The 24,772-nt window shown below is 73.4% G+C and carries 22 protein-coding genes, 1 tRNA gene and 1 pseudogene; 17 read left to right on the top strand and 7 right to left on the bottom strand.

All coding sequences use genetic code 11. The features are described from left to right. The first annotated feature begins 35 nt into the window (after positions 1-35). The 4 genes from ACH4J0_RS18840 to ACH4J0_RS18825 all read left to right on the top strand — a co-directional run bounded on the left by ACH4J0_RS18840 (position 36) and on the right by ACH4J0_RS18825 (position 3,585). On the top strand, positions 36-743 hold the full coding sequence (locus tag ACH4J0_RS18840; RefSeq protein WP_396241394.1) for a ScbR family autoregulator-binding transcription factor: 708 nt from the start codon (positions 36-38) through the stop codon (positions 741-743). 23 nt (positions 744-766) lie between these two features. Then, the gene (locus tag ACH4J0_RS18835) at positions 767-1,501 is read left to right on the top strand and encodes an HAD family hydrolase (protein WP_396241392.1); all 735 of its coding nucleotides are present in this window, start codon (positions 767-769) and stop codon (positions 1,499-1,501) included. A gap of 280 nt (positions 1,502-1,781) precedes the next feature. Further along, entirely contained in the window at positions 1,782-2,927 is a 1,146-nt protein-coding gene (locus tag ACH4J0_RS18830) for a winged helix-turn-helix transcriptional regulator (RefSeq protein WP_396241390.1), read from the top strand. 43 nt (positions 2,928-2,970) lie between these two features. Continuing rightward, positions 2,971-3,585: a thioesterase II family protein gene (locus tag ACH4J0_RS18825; RefSeq protein ID WP_396241388.1), complete on the top strand. Its 615-nt coding sequence runs from the start codon at positions 2,971-2,973 to the stop codon at positions 3,583-3,585. Positions 3,586-3,665: 80 nt separating this feature from the next. On the opposite strand, the gene ACH4J0_RS18820 is transcribed toward ACH4J0_RS18825, so the two are convergent. Beyond that, the gene (locus ACH4J0_RS18820; RefSeq protein ID WP_396241386.1) at positions 3,666-4,979 is read right to left on the bottom strand and encodes an SWIM zinc finger family protein; all 1,314 of its coding nucleotides are present in this window, start codon (positions 4,977-4,979) and stop codon (positions 3,666-3,668) included. Further along, the gene (locus ACH4J0_RS18815; protein ID WP_396241384.1) at positions 4,976-7,969 is read right to left on the bottom strand and encodes an SNF2-related protein; all 2,994 of its coding nucleotides are present in this window, start codon (positions 7,967-7,969) and stop codon (positions 4,976-4,978) included. The genes ACH4J0_RS18820 and ACH4J0_RS18815 overlap by 4 nt, the downstream gene beginning before the upstream one ends. A gap of 82 nt (positions 7,970-8,051) precedes the next feature. On the opposite strand from ACH4J0_RS18815, the gene ACH4J0_RS18810 reads away from it, so the two are divergent. Both ACH4J0_RS18810 and ACH4J0_RS18805 read left to right on the top strand, forming a co-directional pair. Continuing rightward, positions 8,052-8,927, top strand: a complete 876-nt coding sequence (locus ACH4J0_RS18810; RefSeq protein WP_396241382.1) for a recombinase family protein — start codon at positions 8,052-8,054, stop codon at positions 8,925-8,927. Between the two features lie 125 nt (positions 8,928-9,052). After that, positions 9,053-9,388 (top strand): hypothetical protein, encoded by a 336-nt coding sequence (locus ACH4J0_RS18805; protein WP_396241380.1) that lies wholly within the window; start codon positions 9,053-9,055, stop codon positions 9,386-9,388. Here ACH4J0_RS18805 and ACH4J0_RS18800 read toward each other — a convergent pair. Continuing rightward, positions 9,370-9,454 (bottom strand) — tRNA-Leu (locus ACH4J0_RS18800). The two genes, ACH4J0_RS18805 and ACH4J0_RS18800, sit on opposite strands and share 19 nt — an antisense overlap. 290 nt (positions 9,455-9,744) lie before the next feature. Here ACH4J0_RS18800 and ACH4J0_RS18795 point away from each other — a divergent pair. The 3 genes from ACH4J0_RS18795 to ACH4J0_RS18785 all read left to right on the top strand — a co-directional run bounded on the left by ACH4J0_RS18795 (position 9,745) and on the right by ACH4J0_RS18785 (position 12,751). Then, positions 9,745-11,076 carry a M20/M25/M40 family metallo-hydrolase gene (locus ACH4J0_RS18795; RefSeq protein WP_396241378.1) on the top strand — a complete coding sequence of 444 codons (1,332 nt, stop codon included), beginning with the start codon at positions 9,745-9,747 and terminating at the stop codon, positions 11,074-11,076. Between the two features lie 274 nt (positions 11,077-11,350). Continuing rightward, complete coding sequence (locus ACH4J0_RS18790; protein ID WP_396241376.1) at positions 11,351-11,596, top strand: chaplin; 246 nt, start codon at positions 11,351-11,353, stop codon at positions 11,594-11,596. 315 nt (positions 11,597-11,911) lie between these two features. Further along, a complete protein-coding gene (locus ACH4J0_RS18785) occupies positions 11,912-12,751 on the top strand; it encodes a chaplin family protein (protein WP_396241374.1) in 840 nt (279 codons plus the stop codon). 179 nt (positions 12,752-12,930) lie between these two features. Here ACH4J0_RS18785 and ACH4J0_RS18780 read toward each other — a convergent pair whose 3' ends face one another. Continuing rightward, positions 12,931-13,140, bottom strand: a complete 210-nt coding sequence (locus tag ACH4J0_RS18780; protein ID WP_033350848.1) for a DUF5703 family protein — start codon at positions 13,138-13,140, stop codon at positions 12,931-12,933. Positions 13,141-13,502: 362 nt separating this feature from the next. Here ACH4J0_RS18780 and ACH4J0_RS18775 point away from each other — a divergent pair, with 362 nt between their 5' ends. Further along, complete coding sequence (locus tag ACH4J0_RS18775; RefSeq protein WP_396241372.1) at positions 13,503-14,102, top strand: hypothetical protein; 600 nt, start codon at positions 13,503-13,505, stop codon at positions 14,100-14,102. Between the two features lie 59 nt (positions 14,103-14,161). Here ACH4J0_RS18775 and ACH4J0_RS18770 read toward each other — a convergent pair whose 3' ends face one another. Beyond that, complete coding sequence (locus ACH4J0_RS18770; RefSeq protein ID WP_396241370.1) at positions 14,162-16,336, bottom strand: helix-hairpin-helix domain-containing protein; 2,175 nt, start codon at positions 16,334-16,336, stop codon at positions 14,162-14,164. A 76-nt stretch (positions 16,337-16,412) separates the two neighbouring features. After that, entirely contained in the window at positions 16,413-17,393 is a 981-nt protein-coding gene (locus ACH4J0_RS18765; RefSeq protein ID WP_396241368.1) for an aldo/keto reductase, read from the bottom strand. A 258-nt stretch (positions 17,394-17,651) separates the two neighbouring features. Between ACH4J0_RS18765 and ACH4J0_RS18760 the strand changes: the two genes are divergently transcribed. Beyond that, positions 17,652-18,698: an LLM class F420-dependent oxidoreductase gene (locus ACH4J0_RS18760; RefSeq protein ID WP_396241366.1), complete on the top strand. Its 1,047-nt coding sequence runs from the start codon at positions 17,652-17,654 to the stop codon at positions 18,696-18,698. A gap of 24 nt (positions 18,699-18,722) precedes the next feature. Here ACH4J0_RS18760 and ACH4J0_RS18755 read toward each other — a convergent pair whose 3' ends face one another. After that, positions 18,723-19,703 carry a magnesium and cobalt transport protein CorA gene (locus ACH4J0_RS18755; RefSeq protein ID WP_396241364.1) on the bottom strand — a complete coding sequence of 327 codons (981 nt, stop codon included), beginning with the start codon at positions 19,701-19,703 and terminating at the stop codon, positions 18,723-18,725. Positions 19,704-19,820: 117 nt separating this feature from the next. Between ACH4J0_RS18755 and ACH4J0_RS18750 the strand changes: the two genes are divergently transcribed. The 6 genes and pseudogenes from ACH4J0_RS18750 (at position 19,821) to mshC (ending at position 24,699) form a co-directional block, all read left to right on the top strand. Then, entirely contained in the window at positions 19,821-20,513 is a 693-nt protein-coding gene (locus ACH4J0_RS18750) for an MSMEG_4193 family putative phosphomutase (RefSeq protein WP_396241362.1), read from the top strand. A 203-nt stretch (positions 20,514-20,716) separates the two neighbouring features. Further along, positions 20,717-21,283, top strand: coding sequence for a DUF3090 domain-containing protein (locus ACH4J0_RS18745; RefSeq protein ID WP_396241360.1), 567 nt, complete (start codon positions 20,717-20,719; stop codon positions 21,281-21,283). Beyond that, positions 21,253-22,125 carry an SCO1664 family protein gene (locus ACH4J0_RS18740; protein ID WP_396241358.1) on the top strand — a complete coding sequence of 291 codons (873 nt, stop codon included), beginning with the start codon at positions 21,253-21,255 and terminating at the stop codon, positions 22,123-22,125. Before ACH4J0_RS18745 ends, ACH4J0_RS18740 begins: the two co-directional genes overlap by 31 nt. Positions 22,126-22,226: 101 nt before the next feature. Continuing rightward, positions 22,227-22,817 carry an AraC family ligand binding domain-containing protein gene (locus tag ACH4J0_RS18735; RefSeq protein WP_396241356.1) on the top strand — a complete coding sequence of 197 codons (591 nt, stop codon included), beginning with the start codon at positions 22,227-22,229 and terminating at the stop codon, positions 22,815-22,817. Then, a pseudogene (locus ACH4J0_RS18730) lies at positions 22,802-23,286 on the top strand (carbohydrate-binding protein); the annotation flags it as partial. The gene ACH4J0_RS18735 and the pseudogene ACH4J0_RS18730, both read left to right, overlap by 16 nt. A gap of 183 nt (positions 23,287-23,469) precedes the next feature. After that, positions 23,470-24,699, top strand: a complete 1,230-nt coding sequence (gene mshC, locus ACH4J0_RS18725) for a cysteine--1-D-myo-inosityl 2-amino-2-deoxy-alpha-D-glucopyranoside ligase (RefSeq protein ID WP_396241354.1) — start codon at positions 23,470-23,472, stop codon at positions 24,697-24,699. The last annotated feature ends 73 nt before the right edge of the window (positions 24,700-24,772 follow it).

Below are 24,772 nucleotides of genomic sequence, written 5' to 3'. Positions count from 1 at the left end.
CCAGAAGTGCTCGGTGTAGAGAGAAAGGGCGAACAGTGAGTCAGAACAAGGGCGTTGCCATGGAGCCGCTGTGGCCGACCCCCAAGATCCAGCGGTCGGGCGCGGCGGGGCCGCTGCTGCGCCAGGAGCGCGCCGAACGCACCCGGGAGCAGATCCTGCACTGCGCCGCGCGGATCTTCGCCGAGCGCGGGTACCAGCAGACCAGCATCAAGGACGTGGCGGACGAGGTGGCCATGACCAAGGGTGCCGTCTACTTCCACTTCCCCAACAAGCAGGCCCTTGCCATCGCCGTGGTGGACGAGTTGTACTCACGTTGGCCGGTGACGCTGGAGGCGGTGCGCGGCAAGGGCCTCTCGCCGCTGGACACCGTGATCGAGATGTTCAACGCGGCCACCGTCGCGTTCCTGGAGGACCCGATCATGCAGGCCGGGACCAGGCTGCAGAACGAGCGCGACGCCGTCGACGTCGAGCTGCCGCCGCCCTACGTGGACTGGACGAACCTGATCTCGATGCTGATGCGCGAGGCCCACCAGCAGGGCCAGTTGGCGCATCACGTGGACCCGGACGTCGCCGCGCGGGTGGCCGTCGCGGCGTTCTTCGGCTCCCAGCACATCTCCGACAACCTGCACGGCCGAGCGGACTTCGCCGAGCGCTGGCGCGAGGTGCGCGACACCCTCTTCCCCGCCCTGCGCGCCCGCCCGCGCCTGGCCATCGACCCCGACCGACCCGTCACCCGCGGGTGACCCCGGCCCCCGAGGAGCCCTCCGTGGTCCAGTCCGACCGTCTGGCGTTCAGCGACCTCGACGAGACGCTGATCGACTGCAAGAGCATGTTTGACTTCCTGGACTTCTACCTCGGCGGCCGGTACGGGCCGTCGGGCGTCCGGCGGGCCGCCCGGGTGCGGGCCGAGCTGGTCGCCCTGGCGGCAGCCGGGACGCCGCGCGAGCAGGCGAACCGGTCCTACTACCGGGTCTGGGCCGGGGAGCGGGAGGAGTCGGTCCGCGCGGCCGGCCGGGAGTGGTTCGCGCGGCGCTCCCGGAGCGCCGGCTTCTACATCGCCGCCACCCGCGAGGCCCTGACCCGGCATCGGGCGGCGGGCGATCCGGTGGTGCTGGTCTCCGGGTCCTTCCCGGCGCTGGTCGAGCCGGTCGCGCGGGACATCGGCGCGGCGCACGTGGTGTGCAGCCGGCCGGAGGTGCGCCGGGGGGTGTTCACCGGCGAGCTGGTCGGCGAGCCGGTCATCGGCGAGGAGAAGCGCCGGGCCGTGCGCGCCCTGCTCCGGGCGTACCCGCACATCGATCCCGCGGACTGCTACGGCTACGGGGACCACGACTCCGACCTGCCGATGCTCACCGAGGTCGGGCACCCCGTGGTGGTCGGCGACCCGGACCTGGTCGACCGGGTGCCCGGGGCCCGGCTGCTGCCGACCGGCGGGACCCTTCCGGCCGGGGCGCTGACGGCCGGAGCGCTGACGGCCGGAGCGTTGACGGCCTCCCGCTGACGGCCGGAGCCGCGGCCCGGCTGATCGCCGGGCTCCCCCCACCCCTTGCGTAACGGTCTCGCTGCTCCATGTTGCGGCCGCATTAAAATACCTTCTCAAAGGTATGCGGATGACCTACGATCGCTGCGAAGCATGTCTCCCCTTTGGCCTGCCTCGACGAGGAGACGCCCCAGCAGACCCAGGGAGCGGGACGGCACGGTCCCCGAGGCCGGACGAGCGGCGCGGCCGGCGGCCTCGTTCGCCCGGCCACGCTCCCGTGTTGCACGTCAGAGGACTCGCCGTGACGCAACAGACCGCAACCGTCGAAGCCGAGGAGAACCCGGCGCCCCGCCCGCCGTCCCCGGAATGGGCCCCGACCCTGTCCGAGGTCGTACCCGTCCCGGTCGCCGCCCTGCTGCCGGCCGACTCGCCGCGCGCCCGCGGCGAGGACCCGGAGCACCTGAGGACGCTGGCCGAACTCGGCCGCGACCTGCCGCCGATCATCGTCCACCGTCCGAGCATGCGGGTGATCGACGGCATGCACCGGCTGCGCGTGGCAGCCGCCGGCGGCAGATCCGACATCCCCGTCCGCTTCTTCGAGGGCTCGGAGCGTGACGCCTTCGTGCTCTCGGTCCAGAGCAACACCCGGCACGGTCTGCCGCTGTCCAGGGCGGAGCGGGCGGCGGCGGCCGGCCGGATCCTCGGCTCCCACGCCGACTGGGCGGACCGGATGATCGCCGAGGTCACCGGTCTGTCCACCAAGACGGTGCGGGCGCTGCGACGGGACCTGGCCGGGGCCATCCCGCACCCGGCGACCCGGATCGGCCGGGACGGCCGCGCCCGGCCGCTGGACAGCGCGACCGGCCGGCTGCGCGCGAGCGAGCTGATCGCCGCCAACCCCCGGGCCTCGCTGCGCGCGATCGCCGACGAGGCGGGCATCTCCCCCGGCACGGTCCGGGACGTACGGGAGCGGCTGCGCCGGGGCGAGGACCCGGTGCCCGCCGGCCGTCGCCCGGTCCGGTCGGCAGCCCGGCCGGCAGCGATCAGGCCGGCGCCCGCCCCCGACGGGCCGCGCGGCGGCGGCGAGCGGCGTGGCGCCCCCGCGCCGCAGCAGGCGGCCCAGGACCTGGCCCGCACGATGGAACGGCTGATGAGCGACCCCGCCCTCCGGCTCACCGAGAGCGGTCGCCACTTGCTGCGGATGCTGACCAGCAGCCTGCCCCCGGCCGAACAGCGGGACCAGCTGGTGCGCAGCGTCCCACCGCACTGCGCCGGGCGGATCTCCCAGCTCGCCCTGGAGTGCGCCGCCGCCTGGCAGGAGTTCGCGCGGCTGGTGGAGACCGCCCGGCCGGACCCCGCCCCCGACGGCTGGGCGGCAGCGGCGGATCCGGTCGCCTTCTCGGCCCGCGCGCATGGGCGGGGGAGGGCCGACGCTCCGGCAGCCTGACGGCCCGGGCCACCGGTCGGGCCGCGAGGCGACGACGGCCGGGGTGTGCAACCGGGGCCGGTCCCCGGTCGCACACCCGGCCGCGGCGCAGCCCGGACCGGACGACGCCCCGACCACCCTGCTGGGGCTGCACCCGGCCGGCGGCAGCACGGCCTTCTTCACCGGCTGGCAACGCGCCCTGGGCGAGCGGGCGACGGTCGTCCCGGTCCGGCTCCCCGGCCGGGACGCCACCGGCGGCCACTGCCGGGAGGGCCTGCCGAGGCTGGTCGCGGCCCTGGAACGCGATCCCGGCCCGCTCCTGGAGCGGCCCTACCTCCTCTACGGGCACAGCCTGGGCGCGCTGCTCGCCCACCAACTCACCCTGTGCAGAGCCGAGCAGGGCCGCCGACTGCCCGAGCGGCTGCTGCTCGGCGCCTACCCGGCACCCCACCTGCCGCACCCGCTGCACCGAGCGGCGAGGCTCACCGACTCCCAACTGGTGCGCCTGCTCGTCGACTTCGGCGCGCTGCCGGAATCGCTGCGAGCCGACACCCGCTGGCTGGCGGAACGGATCGCCCTGGTCCGCGCGGAAATCGGCCTCTGCGACGGAATTCCCGAGAGTGCCGTACGCCGGCCGTTGCCGGGGAGCGTCGCACCATCGGGTGACGGAATCCTGTAGGCATCGGCACCGGACAGCGGGGCCATCGAATGCGTGACGGACCTGACGCCCGCCGTCATACCGTCGACAAAGCGGCAGATTCAGGACGTTTCCGTGCTCAGGGCGGCGGCGAGGGCCGCTGCCGGGTCGCGGTCCGCGGGGCCGGCGGGCCACCAGGTGCCGGATTCCTTGCGGTAGGGGTACCAGCGCCGGTCGGTGCCCAGGCGCAGCTGTGCCGAGCCCCCGGTGGCGGTGAGGCGGTTGCGGGTGGCCCGCAGGGCGGGGGCGCGCTCGCCCTCCCAGGCGTGCCTGACCGCGTCACGGGCGGCGGCGAGTTCGTACTGCTCCGGGTCCCAGGGCTCGTTCAGGACCCGTAGTCCCTCGGGGCCGCCGAACTGCCAGGCGCGCACGGAGCGGGCCAGGTCCGCGGGGCCCAGTCCGGCCGCTTGCGCGAGGCGCGTGACGACGGTGGGCGGCGCTTCGGCTGCCGCGAGGCGGATGACGTCCTGGTCGACGTGCAGCGGGTCTGCGGGTGTCGTGCCAAGGTGCGCGGGGGTGAGTGCCTCGGCGAGCAGTCGTACGGCGCGGGCGGCGGCATCGGCGGCGAGGAACTCCAGCGCCGCGGGGTCGATGCCGGTGCCAGGGGCACTCGAACCGGTGAACACGGCGGTGGGCCCCGGGCGGGCGATCGCGTGCGGTGGGCCGGGAAGTGGCGGCAGCCCGGCCCTGGCGGCGGCGAACACGTCCTTGGCGGGCACCGATCCGGCTGCCGACGGTACGTCATGGGAGCTCGTGGACTCCAGGGCTGCCTGGGCGGCGTTGCGTCGCTGGAGCTCGTCCATGAGTTCCTGCTCGCCGCGGCCTCGGAGGAGCAGGAGGACGAAGGGATCCTCGTCGAGCAGCCGGGCGACCTGGTAGTAGACGGCTGCCGCGTGCTTGCAGGGGTCGCCCCAGTCGGGGCAGGAGCAGGACGGGGTGAGCTCGCCCTGCCGCGGAAGCAGCCGCACCCCCGCGCGAGCGGCGTCCTCCACCAGTTCGGCGGGCATGTCCCGGTCCAGCAGGGCCGCGATGTGCCCTGCCTGCCCGGCGGCGGCGTCCAGCAGCAGCTCCCAGTCGCGCTCGCCGAGCACCGGGATCTCCATCGAGGTGCGGTAGGGCGTACTGCGGCTGCCCTGGACCCGGGCGGCGACCCGGCCGGGGGTCACGGTGATCTCGCCGACGTTCCCCGCCCGGGCGTAGGTACGGCCGCGGGCGAGGCGCCCGGTGGCGGAGCGCTGCCTGCCCTCCAACGCCTCGACCCAGGCGTTGCCCCACCAGGACTCGGCGAACGAACGGCGGCCCCGGGCGGGCGGCAGCGGGGGGAACGTCCGGCTGCGCGCGGTGTCGGCCTTGCGAGCGGTGCGGCGGGCGTTCATGAGCGGGCCGCCTTGCGAGGCCGGCCGGCAGCGGGCACGCGCCCGCCGTCCGTCCGCAGTTCCACCAGCTCGGCCAGCTCGGCATCCGTCAGTTCGGTCAACGCGGCCTCGCCGCCGCCCAGGACGGCCTCGGCGAGATCCTTCTTGCGTTTCAGCAGCTCGGCGATGCGGTCCTCCACGGTGCCCTCCGCGATCAGACGATGGACCTGGACCGGCTGGGTCTGGCCGATCCGGTAGGCGCGGTCGGTCGCCTGGTCCTCGACGGCCGGGTTCCACCAGCGGTCGTAGTGGATGACATGAGCGGCCCGCGTGAGGTTGAGGCCGGTGCCGGCGGCCTTCAACGACAGCAGGAGGACCGGGACTTCACCGTCCTGGAAGCGCCGCACCATCTCCTCGCGCCGTTTGACCGAGGTGCCGCCGTGCAGGAACAGCGCCGGGACGCCGCGTTGCGCGAGGTGGCCTTCGATGATCCGGGCCATGGCGACGTACTGGGTGAACACCAGCACGGCATTGTCCTCGGTGAGGATGGTGTCGAGGAGCTCGTCCAGGAGTTCGAGCTTGCCCGAGCGTTCGACGGCCCGGGCGGGGCCGTCCTCCTTCAGGTACTGCGCCGGGTGGTTGCAGATCTGCTTGAGCCCGGTGAGCAGCTTGACGACCAGCCCGCGTCGCGTGATGCCCGTGCTGTCCCGGATCTCGGCCAGGGTCTCGCGCACCACGGCCTCGTAGAGCGCGATCTGCTCCTTCGTCAGGGCGACTACGCGATCGGTCTCGGTCTTGGGCGGCAGCTCCGGGGCGATACCCGGGTCCGACTTCCTGCGGCGCAGCAGGAAGGGACGGACGAGGGCGGCGAGACGCTCGGCGGCCCCGGGATCGTCGCCGCGTTCCACGTTCCGGGCGTAGCGGTCCCGGAAGGCCTTGAGCGGGCCGAGCAGTCCCGGGGTGGTCCAGTCGAGCAGCGCCCACAGCTCGGAGAGGTTGTTCTCGACGGGCGTGCCGGTGAGGGCGATCCGGGCCTTGGAGGTGAGGGTGCGCAGCGCCTTGGCGGTCACGGAGAACGGGTTCTTGACGTGCTGGGCCTCGTCGGCGACCACCAGTCCCCACGGCCCGGCCGTATCCAGCCGGGCGGCGTCCCTGCGCATGGTGCCGTACGTGGTGAGCACGAACTCGCCGGCGGCCAGGCCGTTGAGCTCGCGGGCGGTGCCGTGGAAGCGGCGTACGGCGGTGCCGGGGGCGAACCGCTCGATCTCGCGCTGCCAGTTGCCGAGCAGGGAGGTGGGACAGACCACCAGGGTGGGGCCGGCGGTGGCGGGATCGGCCTGGCGGTGAAGGTGGAGAGCGATCAGGGTGATGGTCTTGCCGAGGCCCATGTCGTCGGCGAGGCAGCCGCCGAGACCGAGCGAGGTCATCCGGTGCAGCCAGGCCAGGCCGCGCAGCTGGTAGTCGCGCAGGGTGGCCCGTAGGGCGGCGGGCTGGGCGAGCGGTTCGCGGCGGGCAGCGGCCTCGGGGTCGGTGAGGCGCTCGCGCAGCTCGGCCAGCCATCCCGAAGAGCGGACCTCGACCAGTTCCCCGCCGACCTCGGCGGTGCCGGTGAGGGCGGCGGAGAGGGCCTCCAGCGGGGTGAGGCGTCTCTCCTCGCGCTCGCGGGCACGCCGCACCGCCTCGGGGTCGAGCAGAACCCACTGGTCGCGCAGCCGGACCATCGGACGCTGTGCCTCGGCGAGGCGGTCCAGCTCGGCTCTGGTCAGCTCCCGGCCGCCGACGGTGAGTTGCCAGCGGAAGGCGAGCAGCTTCTCGGCGGAGAGCAGGGACGGCAGGTCGGATCCGGGCCGCTCCGGCGGCTCGACCGTCGCACGGGCGGTGAGCTCGCGGGCCAGCTCCTTGGGCCAGTGGAGCTGGATCCCGGCTGCCGCGAGGCGCACCGCGGCGTCGCCGAGCAGTTCCTGGACCTCCGCGTCGGACAGCTCCAGTTCGGCCGGAGCGGCTGCCGTCAGCAGCCGCTCCAGCGGCGGCCATAGCCGGGCGGCGCGGCGCAGCGTCAGCAGCGTGTCGACCTTGGTGCGGGGGCCGAAGGCGTCAGCGGCGGCCGTGCGGCCCGCCCACAGGTCGGCGGCATCGGTGACGAGGGTGGCGTCACCGAGGCTGTGCAGCTGGACGACGGCGCGGAAGGGCTGGTCCGTGTCACCGTCCTCCCAACTGTCGTACCAGTCGTCCCAGTCCTGGAAATCGTCAGGTTCCCCCGGGCTGGCAGCGGCCATCCCGGGCAGCTCCAGGCGGAGTGACACCCGTACCCCGGCGTCCAGCCCGGCGGCGATCTCGGCTGCCCACCCGCGCTGCGCGCTCGCCTGCTGCGGGGCGGGGGAGGCCCACACCGGGCCGCCGGCCGCGAGATGGGCGGCGGGGGTGCGGGGCAGCCCGTCGGCGACCGCGTCCAGGAAGGCACGCAGGAACGGCTCGGCTTCGGGTAGCTGCAGGGGCGTACGGTCCGGGAGCGGCACAGCGCGGGCTTCCGGCGGCATCGCGGCGGCGAGTTCGCGGATCCGCCGGAAGTCTTCCTGATCGAGCGGGCCGACCCGCCAGGCGTCCAGGCCACCCGGGCTGACACCGGGCAACAACCGCCCCCGTGCGACCAGTTGGAGGGCGAGCAGGCCGGCCGCTCCCCAGAAGGCGGCGGCCTCGTCGGCCCCGGCACCGGTCCGGGCCCGGGTAAGGACTGGCAGCGCCTGAGCAACGCTCAGCACGGTGGCCGGCACGGTGCGACGGCGCGCAGAAGAACCGTGCGGGCGGACGACGACGAGCTGGGTGATGCCGTCCTGGCGAACGGGCGGGGCGGACCCGTCGGGGCGCCAGAAGGCCACCTGGCCGAGCCGCGGCGGATCGGCGGGCAGGAAGACGGCGGCGCAGGTGCCGAGCGCGGAGAGCTCGGCCGAGGTCAGCGGGATCGAAGCATCGGCGGGCGCATCGCGCCCGGGTGTCCCGACGGGTTGGTGCACGACTGCCACGATGCGATAGCTGCTTTCCAGCGGGTCCGAACCGGCTTGTTCCCGTGAGAATAGTGGACCCGGGCGGTCGCATGTGACCGAGCAGCGGGATCGACAGCCGCCGATGCCCTGGAAGCGCCGGCCCCAGTCCGCCAGCCTGCTGGCTGCCCTCGCCAACCCCGACCGAGGCTTCGACGCCGTCGTCATCGGCGAGCCGCAACGAGCTTTCTATGGCAACCAGTTCGGCAACACCTTCCCGCTGTTCACCCACTACGGCGTGCAGTTGTGGGTCCCCGAGGTGGGCGGGCCGATCGATCCGGACAACAAGGCCCATGACCTGATCATGTCGGTCTTCGGCGGCATGTCCAAGGGCGAGCGCAACCGCATTCGCGTCCGGGTCCGCTCCTCCATGGGCGTGCAAGCCCGGCATGAGGGCCGCTTCCTCGGCGGACGCCCCCCGTACGGCTACCGCCTCGTCGACCTCGGCCCGCATCCCAACCCCGCCAAGGCCGCCGACGGCCGCATGCTGCGTGGACTCGAACCCGACCCCACCGCTGCGCCCGTCGTGCAGCGCATCTACCGGGAATACCTCCTGGGCCTGGGGATCTTCTCGATCGCCGAAGGGCTCACCTCCGACGGAATCCCCTGCCCCTCCGCCCACGACCCGGCCCGCAACTCTCACCGCAGCGGCATCGCCCGGTCCAAGCAGGCGGTCCGGGTCATCCTCACCAACCCGCGCTACACGGGTCATCAGGTCTGGACAGGGCCAGCACTCCCGCGAGGTCGCCTACTACCGCTGCCGCTTCCCCACGGAGTACGGACTGGCCAACCACGTCCAGCACCCCCGCGACGTCTACCTCCGCGAGTCCTGGATCATCGCGCCGCTCGACCGGTGGATCGGCACCGTCTTCGCTCCCCACCGGCTCTCTGCCACAGTCGAAGCCATGGCCAACGCCGTGTCCGGCGGTGACACGTGCCGAGACCTGGCTCTTGCCGAGCGCGCCCGCGAGGAGATCACCGACTGTGCCGCGAAACTCGCCATCCACCGTGCCTGCCCTCGAAGCCGGCGCAGACCCCAAGATCGTCGCTGGCTGGATGGCCGAGACCCAGGCCCGTCAAGCCGCCGCCGAAGCCCGAGTCCGCACTGCGACGTTCGCCGACGCGCAGCCGACCATCGACGAGATCACTGCCCTGGTGCGCCAGTGCTCACAGCTCGCCCGCCTGGTTGCAGACGCCGAACCGGCAGAGAAGAGCGCCATCTACCGGAGCCTGGGGCTTCATCTGACGTACGACCCGGCGAAAGCCGAAATCCGCGTGGAGGCCCGCCCCGGCACCCAGCACTCGCCTCACCAAGCGCTCGAAACGACAAATCCCCACGGGACTCTTTCGAGTTCCCGTGGGGATTTGAACTGTGTCCGAGGGGGGACTTGAACCCCCACGCCCGATAAAGGGCACTAGCACCTCAAGCTAGCGCGTCTGCCATTCCGCCACCCGGACGGGGTGTCGTCCTCGCGGCTTCCGATCTCTCGTCCGTCGCGCTGACAGATGTAACTGTAGCAAAGATCGGCTTGGGCTCCCAAACGGCTCCGGGTCGGGTGGCCGGGCCGGTGGCGGAGGCAAGGGCTGGTCGGTGGCGGGGGCGTGACCAGCGGGTTTCGGGACCGTGCGGGGGGTGGATCGGGACCGGGGGCTGGGGGAGGATGGGCGGACGTGCTCGTACGGCCCGGGTGCAGAGCCTGGGGGTGGCGCGCTGGTGCGTCGGTGCGGGCCCAAGACGAGGAGTGACCGTGAGCGAGCGGAGCGAGTCGGCGGCGCCGAAGGTGACGGCTGAGTCGGAGGTCGCGGAGATCTGTCGCGATCTGATCCGGATCGACACCAGCAACTACGGGGACGGTTCCGGCCCGGGCGAGCGCAAGGCGGCCGAGTACGTGGCGGAGCAGCTCGCCGAGTTCGGCCTGGAGCCGCAGATCTTCGAGTCGGCCAAGGGGCGGGCCTCGACCGTGATCCGGATCGAGGGCGAGGACCGGTCCCGCCCGGGCCTGCTGATCCACGGCCACACGGACGTGGTGCCGGCCAACGCCGCGGACTGGACGTACGACCCCTTCGGCGGCGAGATCGCCGACGGCTGCGTCTGGGGGCGCGGCGCGGTCGACATGAAGGACATGGACGCGATGACCCTCGCGGTCGTCCGCGACCGGCTGCGCACCGGCCGCAAGCCCCCGCGTGACCTGGTGCTGGCCTTCCTCGCCGACGAGGAGGCGGGCGGCACCTACGGCGCTCGCTTCCTGGTGGACAAGCACCCGGAGTTGTTCGAGGGCGTGACCGAGGGCATCGGCGAGGTCGGCGGCTTCTCCTTCACGGTCAACGACCAGGTGCGGCTCTACCTGGTGGAGACGGCCGAGAAGGGCATGCACTGGATGCGCCTGACGGTCGAGGGCCGGGCCGGGCACGGCTCGATGGAGAACGACGACAACGCGATCACCGAGCTGTGCGAGGCGGTCGCCCGGCTCGGCCGGCACAAGTTCCCGCTGCGGATCACCAAGACCGTCCGGGCTTTCCTGGACGAGCTGTCCGACGCGCTCGGGGTCGAGCTGGACCCGGAGAACATGGACGAGACGCTGCGCGTCCTCGGCGGCATCGCCAAGATGATCGGCACCACGCTGCGCAACACCGCCCAGCCGACCATGCTCGGCGCCGGCTACAAGGTGAACGTGATCCCCGGTCAGGCCACCGCGCACGTGGACGGGCGCTTCCTGCCCGGCTACGAGGAGGAGTTCCTGGCGGAGCTGGACAGCGTGCTCGGCCCGCGCGTGAAGCGGGAGAGCCTGCACACGGACAGGGCGATCGAGACCGGCTTCGACGGCTCGCTGGTCGAGGCGATGCAGACCGCGCTGCGCGCGGAGGACCCGATCGCCCGCGCGGTGCCGTACTGCCTGTCGGGCGGGACGGACGCCAAGTCCTTCCAGGACCTCGGCATCCGCTGCTTCGGCTTCGCGCCGCTGCAGCTGCCGCCGGAGTTGGACTTCGCCGGGATGTTCCACGGCGTGGACGAGCGGGTGCCGGTGGACGGGCTGAAGTTCGGCGTCCGGGTGCTGGACCGTTTCATCGACGCCTGCTGAGCGCCTGCGCACCACCGCGACTGCTGATCAGGCGACTGGGTCGGCCCGCTCCCGGACTGCCGGGGACGGGCCGAGCGCATTGTCCGAGCGCATGATTGTGGGACGGGTCGGAGGAGATCAACGGAAACGATTCTGCCCGCGATTCCGCGCCGATTGTCTGTGCGAAGCGTCACCGTTGAGGGTGAATGGGAAATCTGTTCCGTACCCCGTTTGCCGCAGCGTCGTTCATTCCTTTGCAGCCCGCCGAACGGGTTGCGTTGTCTATACAGGAGGAATGATGAAGGTCAAGAAGATCGCCGCTGTCGCCGCCGCCACCGGTGGCCTGGTGCTCGCCGCCGCCGGTGTCGCGTCCGCTCACGGCGGCGCCGGTGCCGAGGGTGTGGCGGCGGGCTCCCCGGGTGTCGTCGCGGGCAACCAGGTCCAGATCCCGGTCCACGTGCCGGTCAACGTGTGCGGCAACACCGTCAGCGTGATCGGTCTGATCAACCCGGCGTTCGGCAACCACTGCGCCAACGTCTGAGTCAACCTCCGGGCCGCTGAGGCCTGTTGAGCCTGATTCGGCAGGGGCCCCCGGGCGGCGGACGCGCCGCGCCGGGGGCCCCTGCGCACGTTGGGCCGGTACCGCACTCGTTCCCGTGGCGAGGGCCGGCAAGGCCGAGGCGCCCCGATCGCTCGATCGGGTGAAGACGCTTCGTTCGGCTCAACCTCGCCGTTCGCCTCTCGTTAACTCCTGTGCAGTCAAAGACCTTGCGCGATTTCCGGATATACAGAAATTCCGATTTTTACAAGGTTCGCGTCAAGGTCGCTACGCCGTCTCGAAACGTCAGGGGAAATCATGAGGAATGTGGCCAAGAAGGGGATCCTCACTGCGGTGGCCACCGGCAGCGTGCTGGCCTCGACCGCCGGCTACGCCTACGCGGCCGCCGAGGCGCAGGGAGGTGCCGCAGGATCACCGGGTGTCGCCTCCGGGAACTCGGTGCAAGTGCCGGTCGAGGTGCCGATCAACGCCTGCGGCAACACGGTCGACGTGATCGGCCTGCTGAACCCGGCGTTCGGCAACCGCTGCGCCAACGTCGGCGGCGGCCGTCACGCCGCCCCGAAGCCCGGCCAGTCCGGTCAGTCCGACCATGCGGGCCACACAGGCCAGACAGGTCAGACCGGCGGCAGCGACAGCTCCGACTCCGGCGCGAGCCGCGGTCCCTCCGCCTCCGGTGCGTCCGCCGCCGGCACCGCCGTCGGCTCGCCCGGGGTGATCTCCGGCAACAGCGTCCAGGCCCCGGTGCACGTGCCGGTGAACGCCTGCGGCAACTCCGTGGACGTGGTCGGCGTCGGCAACCCGGCCTTCGGCAACGCCTGCGGCAACGTGGCCCGTCCCGCCCCGAAGCCGACCGACGACTGCTCCGAGGGCCACACCCCCGCGACTCCGCCGTCCGGCGGCGACACCAGTCCGGGCGGCCCGCTCAACGGCGGCTCGTCCACCACCCCGACCACCGGCCACGGCGTCACCCAGGCCGTGCCGGCCACCGCCCGCACCAGCGCCCCGGCGGCTCCCGTCGCGGACAGTCAGCTGGCCCACACCGGCGCCGGCGGCGTCGAGGTGCTCGGCGCCGCCGGGCTCGCGCTGCTGATCGGTGGCGGCGTGCTCTACCGCCGCGCCCGCGCCGGCGCCCGCTGAGCCTTCGCGTCGGCTGATCCCTCCGCCTGCTGAGCCCCCCGAATGCTCGGCGGCACCGGTCGGTGGGCGGCGCACCAGCCGACCGAACGGCGCACCTGCGGCCGCCCGTTGTTCCACGGGCGGCCGCAGGTGCGTCAAGGCTCGACGCCCGGCGCCTCAGGGCGACCGGACCCCGTCCGTCACCAGCTCCGGACCTGCCGGATGATCCGCCGCTTCAGCCGGACCGTCCGGCTCCCGTCGGGGAACAGCCTCAACCGGTCGAGCTCCCAGTGCCCGTACTCGGCGTGCTCGGTGAGCAGTTGGCGTGCCGCATTGCGCGTGGTCCCGCGCGGCATGCGCAGCGACTGGTACTCGTACTCCGGTTGCCGGACCGGCTTCGGTGGGGTCAAAACGCTCCTCCTGAGGATCACCTGCACGCAAGCCTACGGCCTGCTCCGGACAGTCGGCCCGGGTATTTCCGGCCGTCCTCCCGTCCCGCTGCGGCGGTCCGACGACCTCCGTCCCGGCGCTCGCCTGACAGTGCATCAGTTCTGTTGCGGTTGTGGAGTGAATACCCCGGTACCGGCGCGCGTAGCCGTACCCGGACGGCCCCGCCGGACCGGTCGCACGCCGTCTGCGCCCGCCCCGCGCCGGTTCTGTCGGCGGACAGAAGCCCATGAATCGGACATCAGGGGGGAAGTTGCGGTGAAATCGCGGGTGTAGGTGACAACCGCTGTGCGTACGGGCGCCGTGGGGAGATAGCGTCTGCACCATGTCTGATGCCGCGCAGCCCACCATTGCCGAGGTACGCGCCGCCGCTGAGGCGGTCAAGGCCGCCATCGACCGTCATCTGGAAGCGGTGTCAAGCCCCAACGCAGCCGATGATCCTGCCGTGTCCGCTGCCTACGAGCAGCTCGCGACGGCGGCCATCGCCTACGACCAACTCCTGTACGAGGTCTACGACGAGGTCACTCCCTTCGAGATCCCCGGCGACGAGGGACCGGGCGGCTACCACGGCCCGGAACAGCCCGAGGCGATCAGCGTGCTGATCCGCCGCGACTACCACGTGGTCGACCCCGAGCGGCTGCGCGCGCAGGCCGAGCGGCTCGACGAGTCGCTGACCCCGGGCGGCGCCGGGGGCGTGAACGCCGCGATCGGCGTGCTGTTCGGTGAGTACGAACCGGACGAGATCGCCGCCCGCAGCGAGGAGTTCGGCCTGGAGGAGGCGGACTCGACGCTCTGGGTCGCGGCGACCGAGCCGACCGAGCCGGGGGAGTGGCTGCCGGAGCCCTTCGAGCACGCCGACCCGCAGCTGCTGATCTGCCGGTTCGACGTGAGCGAGGTCTACGACGACGAGGACCCCGACGACTGATGTCGCCCGTACGCGCGGAGGGCGGTCGGACCGGCAGCCCGGTCGGTCCGCGAAGGCGGTCAGTCCGCGTCGACCGCGTTCTCCGCGAGGATCGCCCGCAGCCGGGTGGTGCGCGGCTGCGCGGGGCGCTCGGCGACGGCCTGGGCGAGCGCCGGGCCCGCCGCGTGGACCACGGACAGGTGCCGCTCGCCACGCCCGAACGCGGTGTAGACCCACTGCCGGGAGAGCGCCGGCCCGGCGTCCTCCGGCACCACGACCACCGCGGCGGGCCAGCGGCGGCCCAGCGCCTGGTGGACGGTCAGCGCCCAGCCGTGCCGCAGCCGGCCGGCCTCGGCGGGCGGGACGGTCCGGCGTGAGCCGTCCGAGTACTCCAGGTGCAGTCCGGTGGCGTCGCCGTCCAGCACCCGGGCCGGGCGGGTGACCCCGGGCGTGGGGGACTCCACCACCCGGTCGCCCGGGTCGAAACCGCCGAACCGGCCGGGGCCGGGGTTCAGCCGGGCCTTGGCGGCGGCGTTCAGCGCCCGCGTACCGGCCGGGCCGCCGTGGCCCGGGGTGAGCAGCACCACCTGCTCGGCGGGGATGCCGAGCGCGCGCGGGATGGAGTCGGTGAGCAGTTGGACGGCGCGGTGGACAGCCTCGCCGGCGTCCTTGGCGGTCAGGATCACCACCTCCTTGTCCGGCGCCTCGACGGGCTGCAGCTCGCCGATGCCGACCGCCGAGACCAGCTCGCCGATCGGGCCGAAGTCCGGGGTGCGGGAGGCGACCGCCGGGCAGACCTTGGCGGCCAGCAGGTCGGCGAAGAACCGGCCCGGACCGGCCGACCAGAGCTGGCCCGGGTCCCCGCTGAGCACCAGCCGGGTGCCGTCGGCGAGCGACTCCAGCACGGTGGCGGCCAGTTCGACGTCCAGCAGCGGCGCGTCCAGCACGACCAGCAGGTCCAGGGCGAGCGAGCCGTCGGCCGCGCGGCCGGGGCCGGCCGTACCGGACAGCAGGTCGGCGAGGGTCAACACCGGGGTGTCGGCGGGGGAGAGGGAGTCGAAGGACTTCCGGCCCTGGTCGGTCCAGGTGCCGGCCCAGGCGCGCAGCCCGAGCTCCCGGGCGGCGGCCAGCAGCGCGGCCGGCTCGGCGCGGGCGGCCTCGCCGCCGGTGTGCAGCACCAGGGCGTTCTCGGCGACGGCCCGGATCAGGGCCGTCGCGGAGGAGGACGGCGCCGCCTCGGCGGCGGCCTCCCAGGCGGCGGGGCCGGGCGAGCGGAGCACGGGCCCGGCAGACTCCTCCGACTCCGACTCCGACTCCGGCTCCGTCCCCGGACCCGATTCCGCGTCCGACGACGGCTCCCCCGTGCCCTGCCCCTCGACGTCCTCGCCCGGCACGAAGGTGGCCATCAGCTGGAGCAGCTTCTCGGCGAGGCTGTCCTCCGCCATCGCCAGCCCCTCCAGCGCGAGCAGCGTGCGCGTCGGCGGCTCGTCCTCGTCGCCGCCCGCCGCGTGCGCCTCGGCTCCGCTCAGCTCCTCCTGGAACGGCAGCACCCGCCCGTCCGCGACGGCCTCCTGGATCGCGGCGGACGGTTCGGGCATCCGGAGCCGTTCGAGCGCGGCGGCCACCTCGGTCAGCTCCTGGGCCGAGTGTCCGCGCAGGGCGGCCTGTTCCAGCAGCCAGACCACCAGCGCCTGGGCCCGGCGGGGGTCGTCGGGGGTGGCCGAGCTGCCGAGCAGCCCGCGGGCGAAGTGGTCCGCGTGCTCGGGGCGCACGCCGGGCAGCCCGAGGACCGCCCACGGGTCCTCACGCAGCCGCTCGGCCGCGCCGTCGCCGAACGCGGCCACCGCGGCGGCCGCCAGCTCGACGGGGGCACCGCCGGCGGTCAGCACCGCGGCCGTCCCCTGGAGCACGTCGGCACTCGGCTCGCTGGGCCGGACCGCCGGGGCACCAGGCGCGGCCGGGGCGGCCGGGGCGGGCGGCGCGGGCGGCGCGGCCGGCGCGGGCGTCGGAGGAGCCGCCGGCACCTCGGCACCCTCGGCCCCGGAACCCTCGGCCCCGGAACCCGCGGGCTCGGCGCCTGCCGGCTCAGCGCCCTCGGGCTCGGCGGCCTTCGGCGCGGAAGGCCCGAGCCGGTGAGCCCCCGGCTTCGCCTCCTGCTGCTCGATCCGGCGCATCCGCGCCACGATCTCGGCGATCTCCGCCTTGTCGGGCGCAGCCGCGGGCTTCTCCGGAGCGCCGTTGCCCGTGCCACTCATCGTCGTCCGCTCCAAAGCTCACTCCACTGCACGTTCTGCCCCGCACGTTCTGCTCGACAACCCGGCCCGGGGTGGGTCACAGCTCGGTCCACCCCTGGTCCGGGTAGCGGTGCACCGGCGACGAGATGTCGTCCAGCGCCCCACGGATCTCACCCGGAAGCGTAAGCGCCTCCACTGACAGTGCCGCCTGCAGCTGTGCCACCGTGCGTGCCCCGACCAGCGCGCTCGCCACACCCGGCCGGTCCCGGACCCAGGCCAGCGCGACCGCGAGCGGGCTGCTGGCCAGCCCGTCGGCGGCGGTGGCGACGGCGTCCACGATCCGCCGGGAGCGCTCCCCGAGGTACGGCTGGACGAACCCGGACAGGTACGCCGAGGCGCCGCGCGAGTCCTGCGGGACGCCGTGCCGGTACTTGCCGGTGAGCACCCCGCGCCCGAGCGGTGAGCCCGCCAGGATCCCGACCCCCGCGTCCAGCGCGGCGGGCAGCGCCTCGCGCTCGATGCCGCGCTGGAGCAGCGAGTACTCCAACTGGGCCCCGGCCAGCGGCATCCGCTCGTGGTGGGCGCGCTGCCAGGTGGCGGCCTTGGCGAGCTGCCAGCCGCTGAAGTCGCAGACCGCGGCGTAGCGGGCGCGGCCGGAGGCCACGGCGATGTCGAGGGCGCTGAGGGTCTCCTCGACCGGCGTCATCGGGTCGAACGCGTGCACCTGCCACAGGTCGACGTAGTCGGTGCCGAGGCGGCGCAGCGAGGCGTCCAGGGCGGCGAGCAGGTGGCCGCGCGAGCCGTCGAAGCGGCGGGCGGACTCGGGGACGCTGCCCGCCTTGGTGGCGATCACGAGGTCGGAGCGCGGGACGAGGCTGTCGGTGAGGCGGGAGATCAGGTACTCGGCGCCGCCGTCGGCGTACACGTCGGCGGTGTCGACCAGGTTGCCGCCCGCGTCGACGAACTCCTTGAGCTGCTCGGCGGCCTCGTGTTCGTCGGTGTCGCGGCCCCAGGTCATGGTGCCGAGACCGAGGCGGGAGACCTGTAGGCCGGTACGGCCGAGGTGACGCTTTTCCATCGGACGGGCCCTCCACTGGCCGGGTGGCACCGGTGGCGCCGGTAGCCCTGTGAACGCGCAGGTGGGGACAGCGCTCCCCACGTCGGCTGAGCGTAGCGGCCGGTGCCCGGGCAGGGGTGCAGACCCGCAGAACGATCATTCACTCGCCCGCCCACCGGGCCCGCTGTGACCCGCACCACTGCTACCCGTCAGTAGCCTGAGCCGTGCGGACACCATTACGCTCGACCACCAAGCCCACCCGACTGGAAGGTTCGGCACATGCGACTCGGCATCAACCTCGGCTACTGGGGACTCGGCATGGATGCCGACAACATCGCGGTGGCCCAGGAGGCGGACCGGCTCGGCTACTCGGTCTGCTGGGCGGCCGAGGCGTACGGCTCGGACGCCGCGACGGTGCTGAGCTTCGTCGCCGCGAAGACCGAGCGGATCGACGTCGGTTCTGCCATCTTCCAGATCCCGGCCCGCACCCCGGCGATGACCGCGATGACCGCCGCGACCCTGGACACCCTCTCCGGCGGCCGTTTCCGGCTCGGCCTCGGCGTCTCCGGCCCGCAGGTCTCCGAGGGCTGGTACGGAGTGAAGTTCGACAAGCCGCTCGCCCGCACCCGCGAGTACGTGGAGATCATCCGCAAGGCGATGTCCCGGGAGCGCCTGGTGCACGAGGGTGCGCACTGGACCCTGCCGCTGCCCGGCGGCCCGGGCAAGCCGATCAAGCTGACGGTGCACCCGGTGCGCGAGCACATCCCGCTGTACATCGCCGCGATCGGCCCGAAGAACCTGGAGCAGACCGGCGAGATCGCCGACGGCTGGCTCGGCATCTTCTTCGCCCCCGAGCACGCCGCGCTCTCCCTCGACCCGCTGAAGGCCGGGCGCGCCAAGGCCGGCAAGTCGCTGGACGGCTTCGACCTCTGCCCGACCGTCACCATCGCCGTCGGCGAGGACATCAAGGCGGGCGCCGACTCCCAGCGCTCCTACGCCGCGCTCTACATCGGCGGGATGGGCAGCAAGGAGAAGAACTTCTACAACCAGCTCGCCCGGCGGATGGGCTACGAGCAGGCCGCCGACGAGATCCAGGAGAAGTACCTGGCCAAGGACTACGCGGGCGCCGCGGCCGCCGTCCCGCACGACCTGATCGACGCCACCTCGCTGATCGGCGACACCGCCCGGATCGCCGACCGGATGCAGGCCTACGCCGACGCTGGCGTCACCACGCTCACCCTCGCCCCTGCCGGCTTCACCCTGGACGAGCGGGTCCAGGCGCTGCGCACGGGCGTCGAGGCGCTGGAGCGGGCCGGGCTGGCGTAGCGCCCGGGCGGGAGCCGGGCGGCACTACAGCCAGTCGTGCCGCTTGAACACCCGGTGCAGCACCACGCAGACCGCCGCCATCAGCGACAGCGCCGCCGGGTACCCCCAGGGCTCGTGCAGCTCGGGCATGACGTCGAAGTTCATCCCGTACACGCCCGCGATCATGGTCGGTACGGCGGCCAGCGCCGCCCAGGCGGAGATCTTCCGCATGTCGTCGTTCTGCTGCACGCTCACCTGCGCCAGGTTGGCGCCCAGGATGTCGGACAGCAGCCGGTCCATGCCCTCCACCTGGTCGTTCACCCGGGCCAGGTGGTCGGCGACGTCCCGCAGGTAGGGGGCGGTCTCCGGACGGACGAACGGGGCGCCGCGCTCCATCCGCAGCATCGGCTCCAGCAGCGGGGAGGCGGCGCGCCGGACGGTCATCACCTGACGCTTGCAGCCGTAGATCCGCCCGGCGGCGTCGCGGCCGACCCGCCCGGGGGCGAAGACGTCCACCTCCAGCTCGTCCAGGTCGGCCTGCAGCGCGGCGGCCACCTCCACGTAGCCGTCCACCACGGTGTCGCAGACCGAGTGCAGCACCGAGCTGGGCCCGTACCGCAGCAGTTCGGGCTCCTGCTCCAGCCGGGCCCGCAGGTCGCTCAGCGGGCTGTCCGCGCCGTGGCGGACGGTCATCACGAAGTTCGGGCCGAGGAAGACCATCACCTCGCCGCTGGTGACGACATGGGTGTCGGGGTGGTGCCCGAGGGTCTTGAGGGTGACGAACAGCGAGCCCTGGTAGGCCTCGACCTTGGGGCGCTGGTGTGCGCTGACGGCGTCCTCGACGGCCAGCGGGTGCAGCGCGAACTCCTTGCCGACCCGGTCCAGTTCCTCGGTGGTGGGTTCGAAGAGGCCCATCCAGACGAACGCGTCCGGCCCGGCCTCCCGGGCGGCGGTGAGCGCGTCGTTCAGGTCCTCGGAGGCCCCGATCCGGCGGCCGTCCTGGTACGCGGCACAGTGGACGATCATGCGTGCCATTGTGACCCGGAAAGGCCGGTCCAAACGGCCTCCCGGTCCGGGGCCGGGGAGCGGTCCGACCGGGAACCGCACCCCACCGCCGCGCCCGGAGGCCGTAGGCTAAGCCCCATGCCCACCCTGCTGCTCGTCCGCCACGGCCGCTCGACCGCGAACACCGCCGGAATCCTGGCCGGTTGGACACCCGGCGTGGACCTGGACGACACCGGTCGCGCACAGGCCGCCGCCCTGGCCGGCCGGCTGGCGGCGATCCCGCTGGTGCAGGCCGTCAGCAGCCCGCTGGAGCGCTGCCGGCAGACCCTGGAGCCGCTGCTCGCCGTCCGCCCCGAGCTGGGCCCGCCGACCGAGGACGAGCGGCTGGGGGAGTGCCACTACGGTGAGTGGACCGGCCGCCCGCTGGCCGAGCTGGCCCAGGAGCCGCTCTGGCGCACCGTGCAGGACCACGCCGCCGCCGCGGCCTTCCCGGGCGGCGAGTCGCTGCGCGAGCTGAGCCACCGCACGGTCGGCGCGGTCCGCGAGTGGAACGCGAAGATCGCCGCCGAGCACGGCGAGCACGCGGTCTGGGTCGCCTGCTCGCACGGGGACGTGATCAAGGCGGTGGTGGCCGACGCGCTCGGCCTGCACCTGGACCACTTCCAGCGGATCAGCGTCGAGCCCTGCTCGGTCACCGCGATCCGCTACACCCCGCAGCGGCCCTTCGTGCTCAGGATGGGCGACACCGGTGACCTCTCCTCGCTGGCGCCCAAGCCCTCCGCCGCCCCGGCCACCCCGGCCGGCGACGCGGTGGTCGGCGGAACGGCCTGAGCGGCGCGCCGCACCGCCCGGGACCGTGGGTGCCACCCCGCCCGCGCCCTCGGCTCGGCTCCCCGGCCGGGCCCCGGAGGTCGTAGGGTGACTGATGAGTGTCCCGTAGCTCGACCCCCCGTCCGTTGAACGACCCCGCCCGTCGGAATCCCGCGATCCCGCATGGCGGATCCGCACCGACCGACACGATCCGGAGCTAGAGCGTGACCCGTCAGGTCTTCTTCTACGACCAGCCCGAACGGTTCGTGGCCGGTACCGTCGGCCAGCCCGGCGCCCGGGCGTTCTACCTTCAGGCCAGCGCCCGGGGCCGGATCACCAGCGTGCTGCTGGAGAAGAACCAGGTCGCCGCCCTCGCCGAGCGGATCGAGGAGGTCCTGGACGAGGCGCTGCGGCGCAGCGGCGGCGACGCCGCCATCCCGGCCGCCGCGCCCAAGGACCTCCTCGACACCGCCCCGCTGGACCTCCCGCTGGAGCAGGAGTTCCGGGTCGGCACCATGGCCCTGGCCTGGGACAGCGTGGACGCCTGTCTGGTGGTCGAGGCGCAGGCGCTGGTGGAGGACGAGGAGGAGGACGGCGAGGAGACGGTCTTCCAGGACGACGAGGACGGCCCGGACATGCTCCGGGTGCGGCTCACCGGAGCGATGGCCCGGGTGTTCGCCAAGCGCGCGCTGGACCTGGTCGCGGCCGGCCGCAAGCCCTGCCCGTTCTGCAACCTGCCGCTCGACCCGGAGGGCCACCTGTGCCCGCGCGCGAACGGCTACCGGCGCTGAACACCGAGACCCCGCCGCAGGCCGACCCGGCGGCCGCCGCCGCCCTCGCCGCCGACGTGCCGACCGCCCTCGCGCTGCTGCGCCAGGGCGCGCTGACCGTGCACGGCCGTCTCACCGAGGCCTCCAACGCCGCGCTGTACTGCACCGTCGAGCACGGCTCGCTGAGCGCGCAGGCCGTCTACAAGCCGGTGGCCGGCGAGCGACCGCTCTGGGACTTCCCGGACGGCACCCTGGCCGGCCGCGAGGTCGCCGCGTACGAGCTGTCCGCGGCGACCGGCTGGGACCTGATCCCGCCCACCGTGCTGCGCGAGGGGCCGCACGGGCCCGGCATGGTGCAGTTGTGGGTCGAGCCGGACCCGGGGGCCGACCCGCTGCTGGCGCTGCAGGACCCGGACGGTCCGGAGACGGGCTGGCTGCCGATCGTCCGGGCCGAGGTCGAGGACGGCCGCACCGCCCTGCTGGTGCACCACGACGACCGGCGGCTGCGCCGGCTCGCGGTGCTCGACGCGGTGCTCAACAACGCCGACCGCAAGGGCGGCCACCTGATCCCCGCCGCCGACGGCCGGGTGTACGGCATCGACCACGGCGTCACCTTCAACACCGAGGGCAAGCTGCGCACCCTGCTCTGGGGCTGGGCGGGGGACCCGCTGCCCGCCGAGGCACTGGAGGTTCTCTCCCGGCTGGCCCGGCAGCTGGAGGGGGAGCTGGCCGAGCGCCTCGCCCCGCACCTGACCGGCGCGGAACTGGACGCCACCCGCGACCGGGTCGCCGCGCTGCGCGGCTCGGGCCGGCACCCGCTGCCCTCCGCGGACTGGCCGGCGATCCCCTGGCCGCCGGTGTAGGCCCCGCTCCGGGCAGGGCTGCGGTCGTCCGGGTCCGGGCACCGGCAAGGTTACCGGCCGGTGGTCTGGACCTGTCCCGGAACAGGTCGCACACTGCTCCGATGGACGTGCGACGGACCACCCCCACCCCCCCGGACCTGCCGTTGCGCCGCCTGCAGGTCCCGCTGCCCCACCTGCTGCCCTTCGCCATCGGCAGTTTCGACACGATCGGCGCGCTCTCCCGCGCCAACTTCCCCCACCGCCACTCGTTCTACGAGATCGTCCAGGTCACCGGCGGCCGGGGCGCCCATGTCCTGGACCTGGTCCACCAGTCGCTGGCGCCACCGCAGTTGTGCGTGATCACGCCGGGCCAGGTGCACCACTGGGCGGACACCGAAGGGCTCACCGGCAGGGTCGTCCTGTTCAACGAGGACTTCCTGCTCGGCCATCCGCAGGACCTGGCGGCGCTGCGCGCGCTGGCCACCCGCCCCGGGATCGGGCTCGGCGAACAGTCCGGTGCGGTCGGCCGCCTGCTCTCCGACATGGAACAGGAGTACCGGACCAGGGCGCCCGGATACCAGGGCGGGCTGCGGGCCAGCCTGCACATCCTGATCGTCCGGGCGCCGCGCGCCTGCACCCCGGACGACCGGCCCGCGGTGCCCGCCCGGCCGGCCGAACTGGCGGCGGCCGTGACGGCCCGGGCACCCGGCTGACCGCCAGCGGCTACGTCTTCGGCCGCGCCTGCCGGCCCGTCTCCGGTGTGCTGCTGGACTTCTGGCAGGCCGACGACGGCGGCAACTACGACAACGTCGGCTACACCTTCCGCGGCCACCGGTTCACCGACGCCAACGGCGCGTACGAGCTGGACACCATCGTCCCCGGCCTTTACCCGGGCCGCACCCGGCACCTGCACGTCAAACTCCAGGCCCCCGGCCGCCCCCCGATCCTGGCCACCCAGCTCTACTTCCCGGGCGAGCCGCGCAACAGCACCGACACCATCGACGACGCGCGGCTGCTGATGGGCCCACCACGCCGCCGAGCGGCAGCTGGACCCCGGGCAGGGCGTACAACGCGGGCGACCGCGTCACCTACTCCGGCGCCTCCTACGTCTGCCTCCAGGCGCACACCGCCATGGTGGGCTGGGAGCCGCCGAACGTGCCGGCCCTCTGGCAGCGGTCGTAGCGGCTCCGGCCGCTTCCCCGGGGGAGCCGGGCGCCCGGTCGGCGGCAGGGCCGACCGGGCGCTCACCGCTGTCCGAGCGCTCACTACCAGTCGGAAAGCGGTCAGGCAACGACAGGATCCGAAATCAGTCGATCTTGGATACTGGTTAGGCTTTCAAATGTTCTCAAGGTTAAAGTCGATCCCATGCATGCCTGGCCCGCCTCCGAGGTTCCCGCCCTGCCTGGTCAGGGGCTCCCCCTCCACATCTTCGACACCGCAGCGGGCAAGGTCCGGGAGGTCGTGCCGCAGGACGGCACCGCCCGGATCTACGTCTGCGGCATCACTCCCTACGACGCGACCCACATGGGCCACGCCGCCACCTACAACGCCTTCGACCTGGTGCAGCGGGTCTGGAAGGACGCCGGTCACGACGTCCTGTACATCCAGAACGTGACCGACGTGGACGACCCGCTGCTGCAGCGCGCGATCGAGACCGGTCAGGACTGGGTGGCCCTGGCGGAGCGCGAGACGGCCCTGTTCCGCGAGGACATGACCGCCCTGCGGCTGCTCCCGCCGGCCCACTACGTCGGCGCCGTCGAGTCCATCCCGTGGATCGTCCCGATCGTCCAGAAGCTGCTGGCCTCCGGCGCCGCCTACGAGGTGGACGGCGACATCTACTTCTCGGTCGACGCCGACCCGCACTTCGGCGAGGTCTCCGGCCTCACCCGCGAGGCCATGCGCCCGGTCTTCGCCGAGCGCGGCGGCGACCCGGACCGCCCCGGCAAGCGCAACCCGCTGGACGCCCTGCTCTGGCTGGCGGCCCGCCCCGGTGAGCCCGCCTGGGACACCGAGCTCGGCCGCGGCCGCCCCGGCTGGCACATCGAGTGCGTGGCCATCGCGCTGCAGTACCTGGGCATGGGCTTCGACATCCAGGGCGGCGGCAGCGACCTGTCCTTCCCGCACCACGAGATGGGCGCCTCGCACGCCCAGGTCGCCACCGGCTCCCAGCCGTACGCCAAGGCGTACGTGCACGCCGGCATGGTCGCCCTGGACGGCCAGAAGATGTCGAAGTCCCGCGGCAACCTGGTCTTCGTCTCGGCCCTGCGCCGCGACGGCGTCGACCCGGCGGCGATCCGCCTGGCGCTGCTCTCGCACCACTACCGCGCCGACTGGGAGTGGACCAAGGCCGTCCTGGACGAGGCCGTCGAGCGCCTCGCCTGCTGGCGGGCCGCGGTCTCCCGGCCGGACGGCCCGGCGGCCGAGCAGCTGCTCGCCGAGGTCCGTGCGGCGCTGGCGAACGACCTGGACGCGCCCGCCGCGCTGGCCGCCGTCGACCGCTGGGCCGCGCAGCAGGAGAGCGAGGGCGGCACCGACACCGGCGCGCCCGGCCTGGTGACCCGGACGGTGGACGCCCTGCTCGGCGTCGCCCTGTAGCCGAGTCGGCGGTCCGGCAGTCCGAGCAGCAACGCCGATGGGGCGTCAGGAACGAGGTCCTGACGCCCCATCG

Origin of the sequence: Kitasatospora sp. NPDC017646 (genome assembly GCF_044329365.1) — a bacterium.
Classification (GTDB): Bacteria; Actinomycetota; Actinomycetes; order Streptomycetales; family Streptomycetaceae; genus Kitasatospora.
Note: the sequence above shows the minus strand (reverse complement) of the source record. Positions and strands in the feature narration are given on the sequence as shown.